Here is a 19,367-nt window from a genome sequence, read left to right as displayed (position 1 = left end):
ACACCAAAATCCAAGACAGGGCTGGGCATGGAACGCACCCTCTTTTCGTTCATCTGGAAATACTCGAAAAAGCAGCAATTGGTGCTGCTGGTCCTTACGGTCCTGTCATTTCCATTTCTCTATGCTTCGTTAGAGTTGCCAAAGCAGATCATCAACGATGCGATCGGCTCGCCGACTCCGACGGTCACGGTCTTTGGAATTACCGTTTCGCAGATTCAATACCTGCTGATCCTGTGCTGCGCTTTTCTGGCGACCGTGATTGCAAGCGGCCTGATGAAGATGCGCATCAACACGATGAAGGGCATTCTGGCCGAGCGTATGTTGCGCCGGTTGCGTTACACATTGATCAATCGATCAATGCGCTTTCCAAGGTCTTACTTCGCCGCCACCAGTCAAGGAGAGCTGGTGTCGATGATTACCTCCGAAGCTGAGCCGATGGGCGGTCTGATGGGCGATGCGATTGCCCAGCCGGTGTTTCAGTTCGGACAGATGATGACGATTGTCACTTTCCTGTTCATGCAAAGTGTCTGGTTCGGGTTGGCGAGTATCGCGTTGATCCCGTTGCAAGCCTGGATAATTCCCAAGTTACAACGTCAGATCAACTTGTTAAACAAAGACCGCATCCAAGAAGTCCGCCGCCTGAGTTCCGAGATTGGCGAAAGCGCAGCGGGCATCAGCGACCTGCGCACCAATGGCGGTTGGCGCTATCGTCTGGCCCAGTTCAGCCATCGCCTGGGCACCTTGTTCGAGATCCGGTTCAAGATCTACAACAAGAAATTCTTCATGAAGTTTCTCAACAACCTGATCACACAGATGACGCCCTTCCTGTTTTACTCGGTCGGCGGCTATCTTGCGATTACGGGTGAGGTGACGGTGGGTGCACTGGTGGCCGCGCTGGGGGCCTACAAGGATCTGAGCGGCCCTTGGAAGGATCTGCTGACCTACTACAATCAGGTTCAGGATATGTCGCTACGGTGGGAAATTGTGACCGAACGGTTTGCACCCTCCGATATGATTCCAGAAGAGCTGTTTGATGGAGAGCCTGAGACGATACCGCGTCTGACCGGCGATATCGAGTTGCGCAACATCACCGTGCGTGACGATGACGGTAAGACCATTCTGGAAGACATCGATCTGACCATCCCGCAAGGTGCGCGGGTGGCGATTCAATCAACACATGCCTCGGAACGCACCGCGCTTGCACAATTGCTGACGCGTGAGGTTCTACCGGTTCAGGGCGATGTGATCTTGGCGGGGCACAAGCTGAACGCTTTGCATCAAAAAGTGATCGCCGCCCGGATCGGCTATGCCTATTCGCGCCCCTATCTGTTTGACGGGACATTGGGGGATAACCTGCTAATGCCGCTGCGAACCCACCCGCAGCGAGAAGGTGATGCGTTGAGGGCCCCATCGCGCCGACAGATCGAAGCGGTGCGTGCCGGTAACCCGCCGGATTCGCTGAGTGACGAGTGGATTGATCCTGCGCTGGCCGGTTTGGATGATATCGAGGAAATTCGCGACTGGTGGTTCAAGCTGGTCGAGGCCATGGGCATTGACGAGTTCATGTTCCGCCGCACGTTGCGGTCGCAATTTGATGCCGAACTGCATCCGATCCTTGCGCAAGAGATCGTAAACCTGCGCGGTACCATCGCCGAGCGTTTGCGCGAGAAAGGGTTGGACCAATACGTGTATCGTTTCCACCCCGACCGGTTCAATCCGGCGGTGCCTTTGGGCGGGAACCTTCTGTTTTCGGCCCCGTCGCGGGATATCTCACCCGAGATTTTGGCGGGCGATGGCCGGTTTCTGTCGATGTTGACCGCCCACGGTCTTGACGACGAAGCGTTGAGTATTGCCGAGGCCGTTCTGGCCACGCTCAACCAGACCTTTGGTCGCGATGGAACCGATCACCCGCTGTTCCTGCGTCTGGGTTTGTCTAAAGAGATGTATCATCGTTTGCTGGACCTCGAAGAGCGTCGGAATGCAAAAGGCGATGCGGATCTGAGTGATCAGGAACGGGCCCTGTTGCTGACCGTGCCCTTCTTGCTGACGGCCGAGCAAATCGGACCGAGCTTTCCTGAAGAATACAAGGACAAGATCCTGTCCATTCGTCGCAATCAAGCAGAGCAGTTGCGCAACACCCTGGAAGGCATGTTTGTTCCCGTTGCACCTGATGTCTATCTGCCGCGTTTGACGGCCCTGGAAAATGCGCTTTACGGGCGGGTGTCCTTGATGGCCGGGGCAAAGGCAGAAGAGATTGAAAATCTGGTCGCCGAGGTGCTTAACGAGGCAGGGTTGCGTCGTCGGGCGGCGGCCATCATTTATGATTTGCCGTCCGGTCTGGGCGGAAACAACCTGCCCACCGTGTTTCAAGAGCGGGTCGCATTCTCGCGTGCTGGCATCAAACGCCCGGATATTCTGATCCTGGACAAGGCCTTGGCCAGCCATGATTCGGAAAGTCGCCTGCGCACGCGGTTGAAATTGCGCGAGCTGCTGCCGCAATCGATCATGATCTTCATGGAAGATCACTTTGCACATCCCGAAGCTTATGACCTGTTTGTCGAAATCAAGGATGGACGTATCGACGGCGTGTCGCGCACCCGCCCCGAGATCGAAGAGGGCGTATCAGATGACCTGAGCCGCAAGCTCAAGATTATCTCATCGACCGAACTATTCTCGCGGCTTGACGGGCGCAACCAGCGCCTGCTGGCCTTTTCCGCGCAATGGTATGAGGCCGCCGCCGGTCAGATCATCTTTGCGCGCGGACAAGCTCCGGATGCGGCGTATCTTTGTATTTCCGGCAAAGCCAGCCTGAACTGGCTGAAAGAGGATGGGGAAATTCAGTCCTTGTCCACCATTGAACCCGGTCGCCTGATCGGCGATCTCGCCGTGATCACTAATGAACCGCGTCAACTGGATCTGGTCGCATCCGAACCCTGCACGTTTCTGCGGATCGGAGCCGAGGAATTGCGAGCTGTTGTCGAAAGCGATGCCACCGTTGCCATGCAACTTCTGGAGACTGTCGCAGGCTATTTGACGTCGCTAGGCGAAAGGCTGCGAACCTCCGATATTTCCCTTGAGGAAGAGGCCAACGATGCCGGATAGAACGCTGCGCGCGGCCTATTCCCGTCATGAACAGTTGGTCAGTGCCGTGCGGCGTTATCCCGAAATCTGGCGCTTGTTGGTTGGGCTGGCTGTTATTGTCGTTGTCGTTTCAGCCCTGAACGCGATTCTGTTCGTGGCCATCGTCAGTCTTGCACCGTCCGACTGGCCGGATACCCTATTACAGGGATCAACCCCTCTGGCATTGCTGATCATTCTAAGCAGTTTCGTCTTTGTCATTTTGGGCGTCGCTCTGGCGGCACGGTGTTTGCAACACCGGGCACTTATGTCGGTCATCGGTCCGTCCCCGATGGCGTTCAGGCAATTCTGGCGTGTTTCAATGTCGCTGATTGTTCTGGGTTTGATCCTGATCGCCCTGCCGCCATACGATATGGGCGCGCCACTAAAGCCAAATCTACCCTTGCAGGTGTGGCTATTGTGGTTGCCGCTTTCGGTCGGGGCAGTCCTGATTCAGACCAGCGCCGAAGAGATTCTGTTCAGGGGATTTCTGCAACAAAGCCTTGCCGCCCGGTTTCGCTCGGGGCTGATATGGATGGGCCTGCCAGCAGTGCTGTTCGCTCTGGGCCACTATGCCCCGGCAACGGCTGGTGACAATGCGGTTCTGATCGCGATCTGGGCCGGAGTTTTTGCGGTACTAACCGCCGACCTGACGGCCCGGTCAGGCACACTTGGTCCGGCTATCGCCTTGCATTTCTTCAATAACGCCTCTGCCTTGCTGCTTTTTTCGCTGCCAGACAACCTTGGCGGATTGGCGCTCTTTCATCTGCCATATGAGTCGTCGGATACGGAATTGCTGCGCCGGTGGCTCTATGTTGATTTTGCTTTGATGATCGTGGCGTGGTTAACAGCGCGGCTTGCGCTCAGGCGCTGATTGCATTTCCTGCGTCGGCGTCTTATTTGACGTCAACACCGCATCAGCAAGGTTCCGACATGAACTGGATCACAAATTACGTCCGCCCCCGGATCAACTCGATCTTCTCGCGCCGGGAAGTGCCTGAAAACCTGTGGCACAAATGCGATGAATGCGGGACGATGCTGTTTCACCGCGAGTTGGCGGAAAACCAGAACGTCTGCACCCAGTGTGACCACCATATGGCGATCACGCCGCGTGACCGGTTCGGGCATCTGTTCGATGGTGGTATCTTTACCGAAGTGGCGGTTCCTGCGCCCAAGGACGATCCGCTGCAGTTCCGTGATCAGAAGAAATATCCCGATCGGATGAAAGCCGCGCAGAAGAAAACCGGCGAGAAAGAGGCGATGCTGGTCGCCTCGGGCGAGATCGGGCGCACGCCCATTGTAGCTGCGGCGCAGGATTTCTCGTTCATGGGCGGGTCGATGGGCATGTATGTTGGAAACGCCATCATCGCCGCCGCGCAAGAGGCGGTGAAGCTGAAGCGCCCACTGATCCTGTTCTCGGCGGCGGGTGGGGCACGGATGCAGGAAGGCATCCTGAGTCTGATGCAGATGCCGCGCACGACGGTGGCGGTTGAAATGCTGAAAGAGGCGAAACTGCCCTATATCGTCGTGCTGACCCATCCGACCACGGGCGGCGTTACGGCGTCTTATGCCATGTTGGGTGACATTCATATCTCGGAACCCAATGCCTTGATCTGTTTTGCCGGGCCACGCGTGATCGAACAGACCATTCGCGAGAAGCTGCCCGAAGGTTTCCAGCGGGCCGAGTATCTGCTGGATCACGGGATGCTGGATCGGGTGACCAAACGCACTGAAATGCGAGAGGAACTGATCACGATCACGCGGATGCTGATGGATCAGCCTCCGGCTGTTCGGGGAGATTTGCCCGCGCCTGAACCGGAAGCGGCCGCCGAGGCGTCGGCAGAAGGCTCGGACGAGAAATGACAAGCCAGTCGTCGGACGTCATCCTTGACCGGATGATGGCGCTGCACCCCAAGATCATTGACCTGACGTTGGATCGTGTCTGGCGTTTGCTGGGGGCCCTCGACAATCCGCAGCTCAACATGCCACCGGTGATCCATATCGCCGGGACAAATGGCAAGGGCTCGACCCAGGCGATGATCCGCGCCGGGCTCGAGGGGGCAGGGCGCTTGGCGCACGCCTATACCTCGCCCCATCTGGCACGGTTTCACGAACGTATTCGACTGGCCGGAGAGTTGATCTCGGAACCTGATCTGACGAAGGTGCTGGATGAATGCTACGCCGCCAATGGTGGCGAGAATATCACCTATTTCGAGATCACCACCTGCGCCGCCCTGCTCGCCTTTGCGCGCACCAAAGCTGACTACACGCTGCTCGAGGTGGGTTTGGGCGGACGTCTTGACGCAACCAACGTGGTCGAACGGCCCGCAGTGACAGTGATCACTCCGATCTCGATCGACCACGAACAATTCCTGGGCAACACTCTGGGCAAAATCGCTGCTGAAAAGGCGGGAATTATCAAGCCCGGTGTGCCCTGCATCGTCGGCCCGCAGGAAGATGAGGCGCTGGAGGTGATTGAATACACTGCCGCCCGCCTTGGCGCACCCCTGATGGTTTGCGGTCAGCACTGGCATGTGCACGAAGAAAACGGCCGCCTTGTCTATCAGGATGAAACCGGCCTGCGCGATCTGCCGTTACCGAACCTGCTGGGCGCACACCAGATCCAGAACGCCGGAGCTGCCCTTGCTGTCCTGCGCCACCTGCAGATGGGCGATACCGCTTATGAGGCCGCAGTCACCAAGGCCGAATGGCCTGCCCGGATGCAGCGCCTGAAAGCGGGCCCGCTGATCGATCAGGCCCCACAGGCTGAACTGTGGTTGGACGGCGGCCACAATGCTGCCGCCGGTATCGCTCTGGCGGATGTATTGGCAAAACTGCCGCAAAAGCCGACCCACATGATTTGCGGGATGCTCAACACCAAGGATGTCACCGGCTACCTTGCGCCTCTGGCCAGGCAAGCCGCTACGCTGACCGCCGTCTCGATTCCGGGCGAGGCCAATACCCTCAGCGCGGAAGACACAGCCACCGCCGCTGCACAGGTCAACCTGCCAGCCTCAACCGCAAGCAGCGTTGATGAGGCCCTGAGCGCCATCACAACAAATGACCCGCAAGCCCGCGTGCTGATCTGCGGATCGCTCTACCTTGCGGGCAATATCCTGCGTGAAAATCGCTAGGGCTTCATCTATCCAAAAATATCCCGGGGGAGTCGCCAAAGGCGACGGGGGCAGAGCCCCCTACTGCCCCCAATCCTGACCTTGCATCTCACGCAGACGCGAAGCGGTACGCTCAAATTCAAACGTCCCTTCACCTTCGACATACAGCATTTCGGGTTCGGCCGCAGCGGAACAAACCAGACGGACCCTGGCCTCATACAGCGCGTCAATCAGCGTGACGAACCGCTTGGCTTCGTTGAAATTGTTGCGCGACAGGCGCGGGATATCCTCAAGCACCAGCACTTTCAGGGATTCCGCAATGGCGAGATAATCTCCGGGGCCCAGCATTCGCCCGCAGAGGTCATAAAACGAAGCCCGCCCAACGCCGTTGCGAAAAGCCGGCAGCACAACCTCTCGACCCTTCACCTTTAACGTCAGAGGGGTCGCCGGCCCGCCGGACAGATCGGTCCAAACGGCCCGGATTTTTTCTCGGGCCTCCGGACCGATGGGCGTGAAGTAAACAGGCGAGCCTTCAAGCCTGTTCTGTCTGTAATCGGTGGGTGAGACCAGTTCCCAGATCTGTAGCTGCTCTTTGATATGATGGATGAATGGCAGGAACAATTGGCGATTCAGACCATCCTTGTACAACTCATCCGGATGCCGGTTCGATGTGGTGACCACGGTAACGCCACCCGCATGAAGCATGTCGAACAGGCGTCCAACGATCATGGCATCGGTGATGTCGGTGATCTGCATTTCGTCAAAGGCCAGCAGACGGGCGGATTGAATCACCTGTTCGGCCACAGGGGCAAGAGCGTCTTCGACACCGTCCTCGCGTGCCTTGTGCAGTCCTGCGTGGATTTCCTGCATGAAAGCGTGGAAATGGACCCGCCGTGCCGGTATGTCGCCCAGCGTTTCCACAAACATGTCCATCAGCATCGACTTGCCGCGCCCGACACCGCCCCACAGGTAAAGCCCCTGAGGCGCAGGAGGGGGTTTGCGGAAAAAACCGCGCTTGACCGGCTGAGCCAATGCCGCATGGATCCGGTCGAAATGGGGTAAGACCGCCTCTTGCGCGTCATCGCGGGTCAGCGAGCCATTTGCAATGCGCGCTTCGTAAAGCGAAGTCAGATCCATCATACCCGAGCCATAGCGCCCCGATTCCTCGTTGAAAAGCAAGCTTTTTCCTCAGGCATCAAATTTGCTGATCCGGGTCCTCAAAACTCCTGAATTGACGGTTTGATCCGAACGGTTACTCTCCGACCGAAAATTTCCGAGAGTTGTGATGTCGCAATCTGCGCGCCTGTTAAATCCTATACTGATCGTAAGCTGCGTCATTATCACCGTGAGCTTTGCGGTTCGGGCATCCTTTGGCGTGTTTCAAATCCCTATTGCGGATGAGTTCGGGTGGCTGCGAACCGACTTTTCGATGGCAATCGCGATCCAGAATCTGGCATGGGGAATCGGGCAACCGATTTTCGGTGCGATCTCAGAAAAACTGGGCGACCGCCGCGCCATTGTGCTGGGCGCGCTGACCTATGCGGCTGGTATGGTCCTGTCGGCCTGGTCTGTCACGCCCTTTGAGCATCAGATGTACGCGTGGCTTGTTGGTTTTGGAATTGCCGGAACCGGCTTTGGCGTGGTTTTGGCGGTGGTCGGTCGTGCCTCATCGGATGAAAACAGGTCTATGTCTTTGGCGATTGTCACTGCGGCCGGCAGCTTCGGTCAGGTGATCGGAGCGCCCACGGCGGAATGGCTGCTGAGCTTCTTGCCCTGGCAGCAGGTATTCATCTTGTTTGCCGTTGCCATTCTGGCGCTCGTTCTGACGCTGCCTTTCATGCGTGCGCCACAACCGGTTAACAAGGTCGAGCTACAGGACAGTATGGCGAAAATCCTGGGGAAAGCCCTGCGTGATCCGTCCTATGCGCTGATCTTTGTGGGCTTTTTCAGCTGCGGCTATCAACTGGGCTTTATCACGGCGCATTTCCCGGCCTTTGTGACCGAAATGTGCGGCCCTATCCAACCCGGCGGTGTTTTGCATTCCATCGGGATCACAACGACGTCGGCGCTTGGGGCAATCGCGATCTCTCTGATAGGATTTGCAAACATTGGTGGCACACTACTGGCAGGTTGGGCCGGCAACCACTTTCCCAAGAAATTCCTGCTGGCCGTTGTCTATACAGGCCGGACCCTGGCTGCCGCGTTGTTTATCCTGTTTCCGATCACACCTTTCACGGTAATCGTTTTCTCGCTGGTCATGGGTTCGCTATGGTTGGCGACCGTGCCGCTGACATCCGGTCTTGTCGCCCATCTTTTCGGTTTGCGCTATATGGGCACGCTTTACGGGATCATTTTTCTTAGCCATCAGGTCGGCAGTTTCCTCGGCGTCTGGCTGGGCGGTCGGATGTATGACCATTATGGCGACTATACCATGGTCTGGTGGCTTGGCGTGGCCATCGGAGCTTTCAGCGCAGTTGTCCATCTGCCGATCCGCGAGAACCGGAGCGCTACGCCAACTGCCGCATAGATCAAACCGCTTGCTCCGGCTGCAATAGCCCTTCGTTCACCAGTCGATCTGCCCAACCTTGGGTATCTGTAAAGTGATGGGTCTGCCATCCCCGGGCCCGGGCTGCGTCGATATTTTCGATCCGGTCATCGGCAAACAACAGGGTCGACGGAGCGAACCCACAATCGGCCTCGACCATTTCATAAATCGGGGGGTGGGGTTTGACCGTTTTCATGCGGCCGGAAACGTATTGCCGGTCAAACTCGTTTAGAAAGGGGTAAACGGTTGTTGCATAGTCAAAATTTTGCACCCCGAAATTAGTCAGCGCAAAAACCTGTACGCCGTTTGTGCGCAACGCTCGCAGCAAGCGCACCGAGTGCGGAATGGCTGGTGCGGCCATCTCGATCCAATTGTCGTGCCACATGCGAATTTCGTCCCGCCATTCAGGGTATTTTTCGGCCCATGCATAGATCGTATCAGTAAAGTGATGCCCCTGATCGACCAGATCGTTCATGCCGTGCAGGTCGACCTCGGAAAACATTGCGCGGCGACGGTCCTCTCCGATCACGCGGTCATAATAACGTTCGGGTTGCCATTCGATCAGGACGTTTCCGATGTCGAAAATGACGGCTTCGATGGACATGTGATGATCCTGTCTTTCAGTTTCCTGCGGGCCCCGACTGAACCAAGCGCGACGTGAGAGTTCAAGTCGCAAACGCTGTGCGTAACGCTGAACGGTGCGAGCGCTAGGTTCGTTTGGCGGTGCGCAATTCACGCTCCAGCGCGTCCAGAAACCTTGATCGGTCAGCCTTGCCAAAGGGTTTCCCACCGCCGCCCGCACCCAAGGGATTGGCCGCCCGCAAATCTGCCATCAGATCGCGCATTGCAAGTTGTTGTCCTATGTTGGCCGCAGTAAATGCTTCGCCATTCGGGCGCAGCACGCGGGCACCGGCCTCGACGCATTTGGCCGCAAGCGGAATGTCGGATGTAACCACCACATCACCTGGTCCGCAGCGTTCGGCGATCCATTTGTCGGCCTCGTCCGCGCCCTCTGCCACGACGACAATCTGCACAAGCGGGTTGGCCGATGGCCTGAGGCCGCCGTTCGAGACCAGCGCCATGGGCACCTTGTGCCGGGTCGCGACGCGCTCGACCTCGGCCTTGACCGGGCAGGCGTCGCCATCGACGAATATCGTCGTCACGCTTTTTTGGCCTGCTTTTTGCGCACTTTGAACTCGTCGGGTATTGGCATCCGGTTGAAAGCATCCAGCCCGGCGATCTTGTAGGCCTCGGCCAGTGTTGGATAGTTGAACGTATTCTGGACGAAGTAGTCCACCGTGCCTTTCAGGTTCAGCACCGCCTGCGCGATGTGGATCAATTCGGTTGCACCTTCACCCACGATCTGTACGCCTAACACCCTGCGGGTCTTTAGCGAGAACAGCATCTTCAGCATCCCATGTTCCAGCCCCATGATGTGTCCGCGCGAGGTTTCGCGAAACCGCGCCACGCCGACCTCATAGGGAATGCCGCGTTCCTGCAATTCCTCTTCGGACATGCCGCAGGTTGAAATTTCGGGCACCGAATAGATGCCATAGGGGTACCACGGGCTTTCGGGCAGCGTCGGGGTTTCCAGCGCATGACAGGCGGCGACCCTGCCTTGTTGCAGCGAGGTCGACGCCAGCGAAGGATGCCCGATCACGTCGCCGGTGGCATAGATGTGCGGCACGGCGGTCTGATAGGTCTTGCGATCGACTTCAATGCGGTTGCGGTGGTCGGTTTTTAGCCCAACCGCGTCCAGATTCAGGGCCGAAGTCGCACCCATACGACCGGCGGCAAACAGCAACATCTCGGCCCGGACATGGCGGCCGTTCTCAAGGCTAACCTCGACATGGCCCCCGGCATCCTCGATTTTTTCCACAGCTGAACCGAGGCGCAGGTCGACGCCGTTTTCGCGGATCTGGTGGGTAAACTCATGAATCAGACGGCTGTCGATGAAGTCTAGGAACGTATCGCGCGGCTCGATCAGCGTGACCCGTACATCCAGAGCAGAAAACATGGTGGCGTATTCCACACCAATCACACCTGCGCCGATCACCACCAGCGAGCGCGGAATCTCGGCCATTTCCAGAAAGTCATCGCCATCTACAACGGTTTTGCCGTTGAATGGCACATAGTCCGGCCGGTAGGTTTTCGTGCCCGTGGCAATCAGGAACTTGGCTGCGGTCAGGCGTGTAGTCTCACCCGCGTCGGTGGCGACCTCGATCTCATGTGGGCCGACAAATTTTGCCAGACCGTTCAGTGTCTCGACATGGTTGCGGTTGAACTGATGTTCAAGCACGTCAACCTCGTGATCCAGCGTCATATGCAGGCGCGCCTTGAGATCCTCGGCCCGGATCTGATCCTTGACGCGATATGACCGGCCATAAAAGCTGCGCTCGCGCCAGCCCGAAAGGTTCAGTACGGTTTCGCGCAAAGTTTTGGACGGGATGGTGCCTGTATGAACAGAAACACCGCCCAAACGGTCTTTGCGGTCGATCACCAGAACGCGCCGCTGCAGCTTGCCCGCCTGAATCGCAGCGGAACGCCCCGATGGCCCTGAGCCGATGATGATCAGGTCGTAGTCGTATTCGCTCATACCTCAGTCTCCGTACAGCGCTTCGGCGTGGAATGTGATGTGGTCTTCCATGAAGGTGGAAACGAAGAAATACGAGTGGTCATAGCCGGGCTGAAGTCGGAATATGGCCTGTTGGCGGCGTTCCGCGATAGCCTGCGCCAGCGCTTCGGGGCGCAGCAGGTCGATGAACTGATCACTTGCACCGGTGTCGATCAGGATCGGGCCATCAAAGCCTTTTTCCCTCATCATCAGCGAGGCATCGTGCATTGACCAAGCCGCTTCGTCATCCCCCAGATAGGCTGACAATTGCTTGCGCCCCCAATCAGCCCCGGTGGGGTTCGAGATGGGCGCAAAGGCCGACACAGACCGGAACCGCCCCGGCAGGTTCATTGCCAGCGTCAACGCGCCATGGCCGCCCATCGAATGCCCGGTGATCGCCTGACGGTCGCCGTCAATGGCGAAATTCTCCAGCAGCAGCGCTGGCAGTTCCTCGGCCACATAGTCCCACATGTTGAAATGAGGGGCCCATGGTGATTGCGTTGCGTTCACATAAAACCCGGCACCTTGGCCCAGATCATAGTCCTCATGATCGGCGACCCCTTCGCCACGTGGCGAGGTGTCGGGAAATACCACGGCAATGCCCTGTTCTGCTGCCCATGCCTGCGCCCCAGCTTTGGTCATGGCGTTTTCGTGGGTGCAAGTCAGACCTGACAGATACCACAGAACGGGAACCGGGCCGTCCTTGGCCTCGGCTGGCAAAAACAGCCCAAAGGTCATGTCGCATTGGCACGCGGACGAGGTGTGGCGGTAGACGCCCTGCACGCCTCCGAAACAGGCGTTTTCCGAAAGGGTTTCCATCTGGCTTTTTCCTTACGTTTGATTTGCGACATGGCTAACCTCACAAAGGCGATGCGTAAAGTCATCGCTCCTCATGTCGAGATGTATTTTTAGCCGAACACGGATCAGACAGACCCGACCCAGGCAATGACCAGCGGCACGCTGAGTATACTGGCAATGGTAGATAGCAGAATAGCGGCCGAAGCCCGATGAGGTGCGACATTATAGTAGGCCGCCAGCATATAGACGTTGCCAGCGACGGGCAGGGCTGCTGCGGCAATCGCCAACGAGGCCGGAAAAGCGTCAATCGGGATGATCCAGATCAGAGCTATGGCAACGAACAGAGGATGCAATACTAGCTTGCAGAAACTTAACCAAGCGGCGATTTGAACACGTTCGGCGGATTTGCTGGCCAGTGACGCTCCAATTGCAAATAGCGCACCCGGAGTAGCGGCCCCTCCGAGGATAGTCAGGAAATCATTTAACGGCCCGGGAACCGGTATTTGCAAGGCCGACCAGATCAGGCCGGCAGAGATCGACAGGATCATGGGATTCCTGAGCAGACCCATTCCGATCAAGCGAAAGGTGCCAACAGCCAAGCGACCATCGCGACCGCCGTTTATCAAGATCACGATCAGAGACGAAAACACCACCAGATCAACGGTGAGGACCAGCATGACTGGTCCTATTGCAGCCTCGGTAAACAACAGGGACAGCATCGGCAGGCCCAGAAAGCCGACATTTCCGATGGCGGCACATTGCGCTTCGATGGCGGCGGTCGGGGTATCCAGCCCCCGAAACCGGGCGATCAGCGTTGCCAGCAGGTAGACGGTGACAGTCCCCAGAAGATATCCCAAGACAAGCCTACCGTTGAAAATCTCGGCGAACGGAAGTGTAGCCGCAAACCGGAAGAGCATCGCGGAGAGCGCAAAAAAGAACACGAATTTAGTCAGATAAGCCGTTGCTTCGGCGGTGAAAAACCGGCTGCGACCGGCCCAGTACCCCAGGCCGATGATCGCAAAAAAAGGCAGAGTGCGCAAAAAGATATCGGCCATCGCCAAGTGGTAGCACGGATCGCGAGCGCTGCAAGGTTTGGCAGTGTTTTAGTGCGCTATTTGGTCGGCTTTGTTGGTCTTGGCCGAAAGCCATGACACCTGACGCTTGTGCCAGCGCTATAAACGCTGCAGTCGACCGACCACATAGTTCCAAGTTTTCTGGAACGGCGTGCTGCATATGTGAAAGATCAGCCCCTGCGGGGCGATTGTAGATGGATTTCTTGGCCTAATTCAGAAGGCACCGAGCCTCCGGCTTCGCGCGGTCACGGTAGCCAAGACATAAGTTGCTGTGACAAGTTGAAGTCAGATTTTGGTGCGTCACATGGCAACAAAATCCGTTCGTCAAAACAACTAAAGAGAGAGTTTAACGCTCGTAAAGAAGTTGAGTTGCACGCGGTATCAGTGGGTAAGTTCAGCATTTTGGGCGCTGCTTTTCTTGGCGCCGAAAACTACGTTCTGTACTATTGGTACAAGTACGGTGACGGCAACTCCTACAATTGCGTAAACAAGGAAAGCAATCAGTATTCCATGCCCGGTCAGCATTAACGAGACGCCGGATAGCAAGCCAAAAAGAATACCCAGGAAGAGAGATCCGATCACCGATTTGCCCTTAGACATTTTGCCGCGCAATAGCTCAAGCTTGAGATTAGCATAAGACACCCAAAAGTTGAACAGTTGGTTAACGTCTATTTATGCGAATATTGGCAAAGTACTGCCCGTCACCGGCGATACTTTGCCGGAATCGCGCGCGATTTCACGGGTGAGGCAAATTTGATCCTAGTTGACTGGATCCCCGATCTTGAGCGTGTCGATCGGTCGATCTTAAATCGCGAAGGCGATAGTCAGTTGGCGTGTTTTTTGAGTGACTGGACCAAGTATTCAGCGATGTCGATTATCGACACTCATAAAACGGAGTCGGGCGGCCGAAAAAACGACCGCCCGAAGAGAGTTTTACAGATCGAAGACTTCGACCGTCACCGTGGCTTCGGACAATTGCCCGTTCTCGTCAGTGACCCAGTAGGTAAAACTGTCCGTACCTTCATAGCCATGATGCGGATCGTACAGCAACCGCCCGTCGTCCTGCATGTAGACGTCGCCGTTGTCGGGATCGGTGAAACCGTTGACAGTCAGGACGTCGTTTTCAAAGTCGGTGTCGTTGGCAAGAACATCGATCAGAATTTGCTGGTCGTTGTTGGTCCTGAAACTGTCGTCCCGTGCAATTGGCGCGCCGCTGTCCAGATCGATGATTCCATTGTAGTTGCCGTTGGCAAAATCATCGACCTGCGACTGGGGCATATCCAACGTGATTACATGCGTGATTTTCATCATTTCGCCGGTTGCCCGGTCCGTAATGAAATCGTCGATCAACATCACATTTTGCCCGTCCTGCGTACGGTAGTACCCGTCCTGCTGAAGCATCGGAATGATGTTCCAGTAGAAGTCGATCTGCAGGGGCTCGATCTCGAAGTCCCGGCTGATGGTTCCGATCGAATCCGTGATGGTTCCGTCGAGGTTGAAGTTCTCATACGGTCTCAGAGTGGTGTCACCGTTATGGGTGAACTGCAGACGTCCCTGTGTCAGGTCATCGGATGTCAGAAGCTGGTGGATGCTGGGATCATAGCCCTGCAAGTCAGTTCCGTTATTGATACCTTCGAAGTCGATGATAACGTGGCGAATATCGCTATCAGACATTCCGTGCGTGAACTCTGGCAGCAGGTCGATACCTTCGTCAAAGCCTTCCACTCTCAGTCCGTTGATCACCAGATCATAGGTGTTCGAGCCAAAGTCAACACCTGTGTGCCTTACATCCCCGATGCGCTCGCGGGTATTGATCAGATCAAAGTCCAGCAGCGTATAGTGCGCGGTGTAAGTGATGTTCGCGCCCATGGCGGTTTCCCAGTTCAGGAACCCATCAAAGACCGAGCGCTGATCATGTTGCATCTGCGGTGCAAAGTTCTTGATGACCGTGATGCCGGTATTGGTGCCAAAAGCCTCGTTGTCGCGGAAACCCTGAATGGGAGCAAAGTTGTTCTGGATGGTCTCGGTGCCGCGCGCGATCTCAGGATGATCGAGGTTTTCAGACAGCGGATCCGCCTTGTTGTTGCGCATCATCCAAACAAAGCCATTGTTTGTATTCGCGGCGACGTTTTCCGCAGCCTCGACCAGACGACCGGCAAAGAAGAAGCCGTCGCCGGTATGGCCTGTGTCCTGAGATTGGACACGCTGGGTGTTTTTCACTTCCCAATCGCCCCAAGCTGTTCCTTCGGCCCGGATCGCCATGTTGCGAACCCAGGATCCGGTCTCGTCACCTGCTTCGGCAACAAACGCTGCGCCGAATACATCGAAAGCAACGTTGTCATAGAAGTTCGCGTTGCTCGAATGGTGCACAAAGCCCCAACCCGGCGAACCGTCAACGGTGTTGCCGACCGCCATCGCCGGGTTGCTTTGATCTTCGGTTCCGGTTCTGTGGAAGTGGAACGAATAACGGCCCTGAACATTGCTGTCTGGCTGGACAGATGTCAGATCCGCAGTGCTCAACGCGGCCGGAATCGACTTGTCGGTACGGCCAAGATCTTCGAAGGCCGCATAGCGTACATCGACATCGTCATTGTGCATGAACATGACATGGCCGCGGTGGTGCGTTGCGGTCGCCTCACCATCTTCGCTTGAGAAGGTGATGTTGCGCGACATGTTCGCGACATAGGCAAACAGATCATCACGAGGTGTATCGTGATCATGATCCAAGGGGGGTTCGAAAGTGATCTGATTGCCGTTGATCGCGGTGATGACGATCTCTTCATCTTCAGTTTCAAGATAGCCAGCCCCGGTGCTGGTGTGGCCTCGCTGATGAGTTCCAGTCAGCACCAACGTGTCGCCGACCTGCCAACCATCCGGTATCTCTTGCAGAGACATGGTCGTGTCGCCCGTCATTGGCGCTTCTGACACTCTCAGGAACGAGGTTTTTTCAGCGCCATGGATTTCGACCTGACCATGAGAGATCACGCCGCGCGACAACAGGGACGGATCCCAGCTGACATCGATATCGCCATTGTTTGCGATCACGATTTCAGCATTCACATTGGCGGCAATCGGGTCTTCTTCCGTCCCGATCTCCAGGCGGCCCGATGTATCGACGACCAGGGTATCGACGACCATTCGGGTGTCGACATCGGGCGCAAAGGAAAGCTCTCCATCGACCCTTACAGTAAAGAGCGAGGCGTCGCTGACCCCGTCGTAAGTGACAGCGATGTTCTTTGGAATTAGAACGTTTGCACCCGCGTCCGGTATGCGGCCTTCGTGCCAAGTGTTGGGATCGAACCAGTCACCATCCGAAACGGCAACATGCGTCGCTTCCGAGCGGGGAACGAGGTCAAGCAATTGACCATGTTCCGTGGCCATACTGCTGTCATTGCCGTGGGCATGTGCGTTTGGTTCGGCCATTACCGCCGCGACAAATGCGTCTATTTCGTCAGGGCTTGTGGGCTCAGGAATGGTGCCGGGAATGTTGGCACCGCCATGGTCAACCTCATCCGAGTCACCATGCCCGCCATGCCCGCCGTGGTCGGTGTTGTCTCCAGAGTCCGATCCATCATGTCCACCGTGATCGGTGCCATCGCCGGAGTCCGATCCGTCATGTCCGCCATGGTCGGTATCATCGCCGGAGTCCGACCCATCATGTCCACCGTGATCTGTGCCATCGCCGGAGTCTGAACCGTCATGTCCACCGTGATCGGTGCCATCGCCGGAGTCTGATCCGTCATGTCCACCGTGATCGGTATCATCGCCGGAGTCAGACCCATCATGTCCACCGTGATCGGTGCCATCGCCGGAGTCTGAACCGTCATGTCCATCGTGATCGGTGCCATCGCCAGAGTCCGAACCGTCATGTCCACCGTGATCGGTGTCATCACCGGAATCCGAACCATCGTGCCCGCCATGATCGGTGTTATCGCCATCTGCCGAATGGCTCAGACTTTCGCCATCAATAAGGGTACGTGCCCCATTTGTATCAGGGCCGCTCCATTCCAACCTGACGGTCTGGCCGCCCCAAAGTTCGAAGTAAAGCAGTTCGAGGTCGTGCTCGCCGGCTGCCAGCTCTAGCGTGACTGGCACCATTACATTGCCGTGTGCACCATCGTTGTTGATGACACGCTGTCCATTCAGGTAGAGCGCCGAGCCGTCGTCAGAGGTCAGGTAGATCGTATACAGACCGGCGGTTTGGACGTTCAACTTACCGGTGTAACGCGCGGCAAAATGCTCGGTCGGGCCGCCGTCCCAGAACGGATCGTAGGAGTTTTCGATATCGAGGTCCGAAACCACCGCAACGGAATCAGGCGTTGCATTGAAATCAATCTCTCCAAGGCTCATTGCCTCGTGCGACAGGGCGAAGAACTGTGCCATAAGGCCCGAGCGGTGGGTCGTTTGATCATCATGCCCACCGTGATCGGTGTCATCACCTGAATCCGACCCGTCATGCCCGCCATGGTCGGTATCATCGCCGGAGTCTGCTCCGTCATTTCCACCGTTGTCGGTGCCGTCACCGGTGTCCGACCCGTCATGTCCGCCGTGGTCGGTGTCATCACCGGAGTCCGTTCCATCGTGCCCGCCGTGATCTGTCCCGTCATCCGACCCAGAGTCGCCAGAATCGCCCTGATCACCTGAATCTGTGTTGCCAGAATCGGTTCCGTCGTGTCCGCCGTGGTCAGAGCCGTCGTCTGATCCAGCGTCGGGCTCTGCATCGCCGCCGTCGGCGTCATCTTCAGATCCGCTATCGTCGGAGCCGGTTGTATCGTCGGTATCGCCCGACCCGGAATCGCCATGCCCGTCATGATCGGTGTTGTCATCTGACCCGGAATCACCTTGGTCAGTATCGTCCGCGCCAGCATCCGCATCGGGGTCCGGATGGCTCAGGCTGTCTCCGCTGATGGTCTCCCGGTTCCCGTCGGTGTCCGGGCCAGCCCATTCCAAAACAAGGGTTTGCGCGCCGCGATATTCGAAATAGCGCAGTTCAATATCATGGGCTCCGGCCTCGAGGTCGAGAGTAACCGTCAGCAGCCTGCTGCTGTGGCGTCCGTCGTTATTGATGACTCTTTCACCGTCGATATACAGCGCCGACCCATCGTCTGAGGTCAGGTAAAAAGTATATTCACCAGCAGTTTCAACGTTCAGCTGTCCCGTGATTTCGGCAGCGAAACGGTTGCGAGGGCCGTCCGTCCACCAGGGATTTTTGCTGCGTTCAAAGTTGACCTCGGTCAGAATTTCCTCGGCGGCGGGTTCAGCTTCAAAGTCGATATCGTCCAGTTCGGACACGCCTCTTTTGATTTGGAAAAATTTGGCAGACAACCCAGCAGCCGCGGCTGAAATCGCACCAGATGTGTCATCTGCGCGGGCGGTGTCGGCAGCGGTCTCTGCGGCTCCGTCATCTGCATCCGATGGTCCTAGGGCTGCATAATCCACAACATCCGAGGAAACCAATCTGGTTTCTCCATCCGTGTCTGGGCCAGCCCATTCAAGTTTCAAAGTCTGTACGCCACCGCTTTCGAAATAGCGGATCTCCACCTCATGCGCGCCAGCCTCAAGATCGACAGTCACTGGAATAAGGACATCAGCGTGATTGCCGTCGTTGTTGATGACGCGCTGACCGTCGATGTACAACGCCGACCCATCATCCGACGTCAGATAAAAAGTGTATGTTCCGGCTTCGGATACATTCAGGTTGCCGGTATAGATCGCGGCAAACGAGTCCAGAACGCCATTTTCCCAAAATGGGTCGTTAGATCTTTCGATGTTGAGTTCTGAAACAATCTCGACTGCATCCGGCGTCGTTTCGAAGTCGATTTCAGCAAGGCTCGATACTGACTGAGGCAAAATGAAGTACTGGGCAACAAAGCCTAAACCTTCAGGCGGAATCCCAAAGTTCCGAGTGTCAATACTGCTCATGACGTGATCCTTGGTGTGCGTGGCTGAAGCCTGGAAGGGCTCCAATGGTTGTGGTGGCGAGTTAGGTTGTAGATTTACAGGTGGGCAAAACTGCGGCGCGTTTCTGGCCGAAGGGCAAGTTTGTGGCGAAACCTGGGCTTCTTGGCGGAGTTATGGTCGGCGCAAACGCCAATACCGCCGCTCCT

Annotated in this window: 12 protein-coding genes; 5 read left to right on the top strand and 7 right to left on the bottom strand. The window is 56.7% G+C overall.

Features of this window, described 5'->3' with window-relative positions:
• Positions 1–27: 27 nt before the first annotated feature.
• From ACR0FG_RS03420 to ACR0FG_RS03405, 4 genes are read left to right on the top strand one after another with little or no spacing between them, the layout of a single operon-like run.
• Positions 28–3,102 (top strand): ABC transporter transmembrane domain-containing protein, encoded by a 3,075-nt coding sequence (locus ACR0FG_RS03420; RefSeq protein WP_170710628.1) that lies wholly within the window; start codon positions 28–30, stop codon positions 3,100–3,102.
• Positions 3,092–3,991: a CPBP family intramembrane glutamic endopeptidase gene (locus ACR0FG_RS03415; protein WP_480890097.1), complete on the top strand. Its 900-nt coding sequence runs from the start codon at positions 3,092–3,094 to the stop codon at positions 3,989–3,991. The genes ACR0FG_RS03420 and ACR0FG_RS03415 overlap by 11 nt, the downstream gene beginning before the upstream one ends.
• 59 nt (positions 3,992–4,050) lie before the next feature.
• Entirely contained in the window at positions 4,051–4,980 is a 930-nt protein-coding gene (gene accD, locus ACR0FG_RS03410; RefSeq protein WP_480890094.1) for an acetyl-CoA carboxylase, carboxyltransferase subunit beta, read from the top strand.
• The gene (locus ACR0FG_RS03405; protein WP_480890092.1) at positions 4,977–6,251 is read left to right on the top strand and encodes a bifunctional folylpolyglutamate synthase/dihydrofolate synthase; all 1,275 of its coding nucleotides are present in this window, start codon (positions 4,977–4,979) and stop codon (positions 6,249–6,251) included. Before accD ends, ACR0FG_RS03405 begins: the two co-directional genes overlap by 4 nt.
• 60 nt (positions 6,252–6,311) lie before the next feature.
• Here the strand turns inward: ACR0FG_RS03405 and zapE are convergent, their stop codons facing one another.
• Complete coding sequence (gene zapE, locus ACR0FG_RS03400; protein WP_480890165.1) at positions 6,312–7,370, bottom strand: cell division protein ZapE; 1,059 nt, start codon at positions 7,368–7,370, stop codon at positions 6,312–6,314.
• A gap of 145 nt (positions 7,371–7,515) precedes the next feature.
• Between zapE and ACR0FG_RS03395 the strand changes: the two genes are divergently transcribed.
• The gene (locus ACR0FG_RS03395; RefSeq protein WP_480890090.1) at positions 7,516–8,757 is read left to right on the top strand and encodes an MFS transporter; all 1,242 of its coding nucleotides are present in this window, start codon (positions 7,516–7,518) and stop codon (positions 8,755–8,757) included.
• A 1-nt stretch (position 8,758) separates the two neighbouring features.
• On the opposite strand, the gene ACR0FG_RS03390 is transcribed toward ACR0FG_RS03395, so the two are convergent.
• The 6 genes from ACR0FG_RS03390 to ACR0FG_RS03365 form a co-directional block, all read right to left on the bottom strand.
• On the bottom strand, positions 8,759–9,379 hold the full coding sequence (locus ACR0FG_RS03390) for an HAD family hydrolase (protein ID WP_480890088.1): 621 nt from the start codon (positions 9,377–9,379) through the stop codon (positions 8,759–8,761).
• A 103-nt stretch (positions 9,380–9,482) separates the two neighbouring features.
• The gene (locus tag ACR0FG_RS03385; protein ID WP_480890085.1) at positions 9,483–9,938 is read right to left on the bottom strand and encodes a YaiI/YqxD family protein; all 456 of its coding nucleotides are present in this window, start codon (positions 9,936–9,938) and stop codon (positions 9,483–9,485) included.
• Complete coding sequence (gene sthA, locus ACR0FG_RS03380; protein WP_170710635.1) at positions 9,935–11,371, bottom strand: Si-specific NAD(P)(+) transhydrogenase; 1,437 nt, start codon at positions 11,369–11,371, stop codon at positions 9,935–9,937. The genes ACR0FG_RS03385 and sthA overlap by 4 nt, the downstream gene beginning before the upstream one ends.
• A gap of 3 nt (positions 11,372–11,374) precedes the next feature.
• A complete protein-coding gene (gene fghA, locus ACR0FG_RS03375; RefSeq protein WP_480890081.1) occupies positions 11,375–12,208 on the bottom strand; it encodes an S-formylglutathione hydrolase in 834 nt (277 codons plus the stop codon).
• Between the two features lie 104 nt (positions 12,209–12,312).
• Positions 12,313–13,242: an AEC family transporter gene (locus ACR0FG_RS03370; protein ID WP_480890077.1), complete on the bottom strand. Its 930-nt coding sequence runs from the start codon at positions 13,240–13,242 to the stop codon at positions 12,313–12,315.
• A 951-nt stretch (positions 13,243–14,193) separates the two neighbouring features.
• Complete coding sequence (locus ACR0FG_RS03365; protein ID WP_480890076.1) at positions 14,194–19,182, bottom strand: PA14 domain-containing protein; 4,989 nt, start codon at positions 19,180–19,182, stop codon at positions 14,194–14,196.
• Positions 19,183–19,367 lie beyond the last annotated feature (185 nt).

The sequence above is a fragment of the Ruegeria sp. E1 genome (assembly GCF_056534225.1).
This window is presented reverse-complemented; position numbering and strand designations above follow the sequence as displayed.

Bases quoted from the DNA above. Each gene is read 5' to 3' on its own strand.
- ACR0FG_RS03420 (WP_170710628.1), top strand. From the start codon at position 28: ATGGAACGCACCCTCTTTTCGTTCATCTGGAAATACTCGAAAAAGCAG.
- ACR0FG_RS03415 (WP_480890097.1), top strand. From the start codon at position 3,092: ATGCCGGATAGAACGCTGCGCGCGGCCTATTCCCGTCATGAACAGTTG.
- accD (WP_480890094.1), top strand. From the start codon at position 4,051: ATGAACTGGATCACAAATTACGTCCGCCCCCGGATCAACTCGATCTTC.
- ACR0FG_RS03405 (WP_480890092.1), top strand. From the start codon at position 4,977: ATGACAAGCCAGTCGTCGGACGTCATCCTTGACCGGATGATGGCGCTG.
- zapE (WP_480890165.1), bottom strand. From the start codon at position 7,370: ATGATGGATCTGACTTCGCTTTACGAAGCGCGCATTGCAAATGGCTCG.
- ACR0FG_RS03395 (WP_480890090.1), top strand. From the start codon at position 7,516: ATGTCGCAATCTGCGCGCCTGTTAAATCCTATACTGATCGTAAGCTGC.
- ACR0FG_RS03390 (WP_480890088.1), bottom strand. From the start codon at position 9,379: ATGTCCATCGAAGCCGTCATTTTCGACATCGGAAACGTCCTGATCGAA.
- sthA (WP_170710635.1), bottom strand. From the start codon at position 11,371: ATGAGCGAATACGACTACGACCTGATCATCATCGGCTCAGGGCCATCG.
- fghA (WP_480890081.1), bottom strand. From the start codon at position 12,208: ATGGAAACCCTTTCGGAAAACGCCTGTTTCGGAGGCGTGCAGGGCGTC.
- ACR0FG_RS03370 (WP_480890077.1), bottom strand. From the start codon at position 13,242: ATGGCCGATATCTTTTTGCGCACTCTGCCTTTTTTTGCGATCATCGGC.
- ACR0FG_RS03365 (WP_480890076.1), bottom strand. From the start codon at position 19,182: ATGAGCAGTATTGACACTCGGAACTTTGGGATTCCGCCTGAAGGTTTA.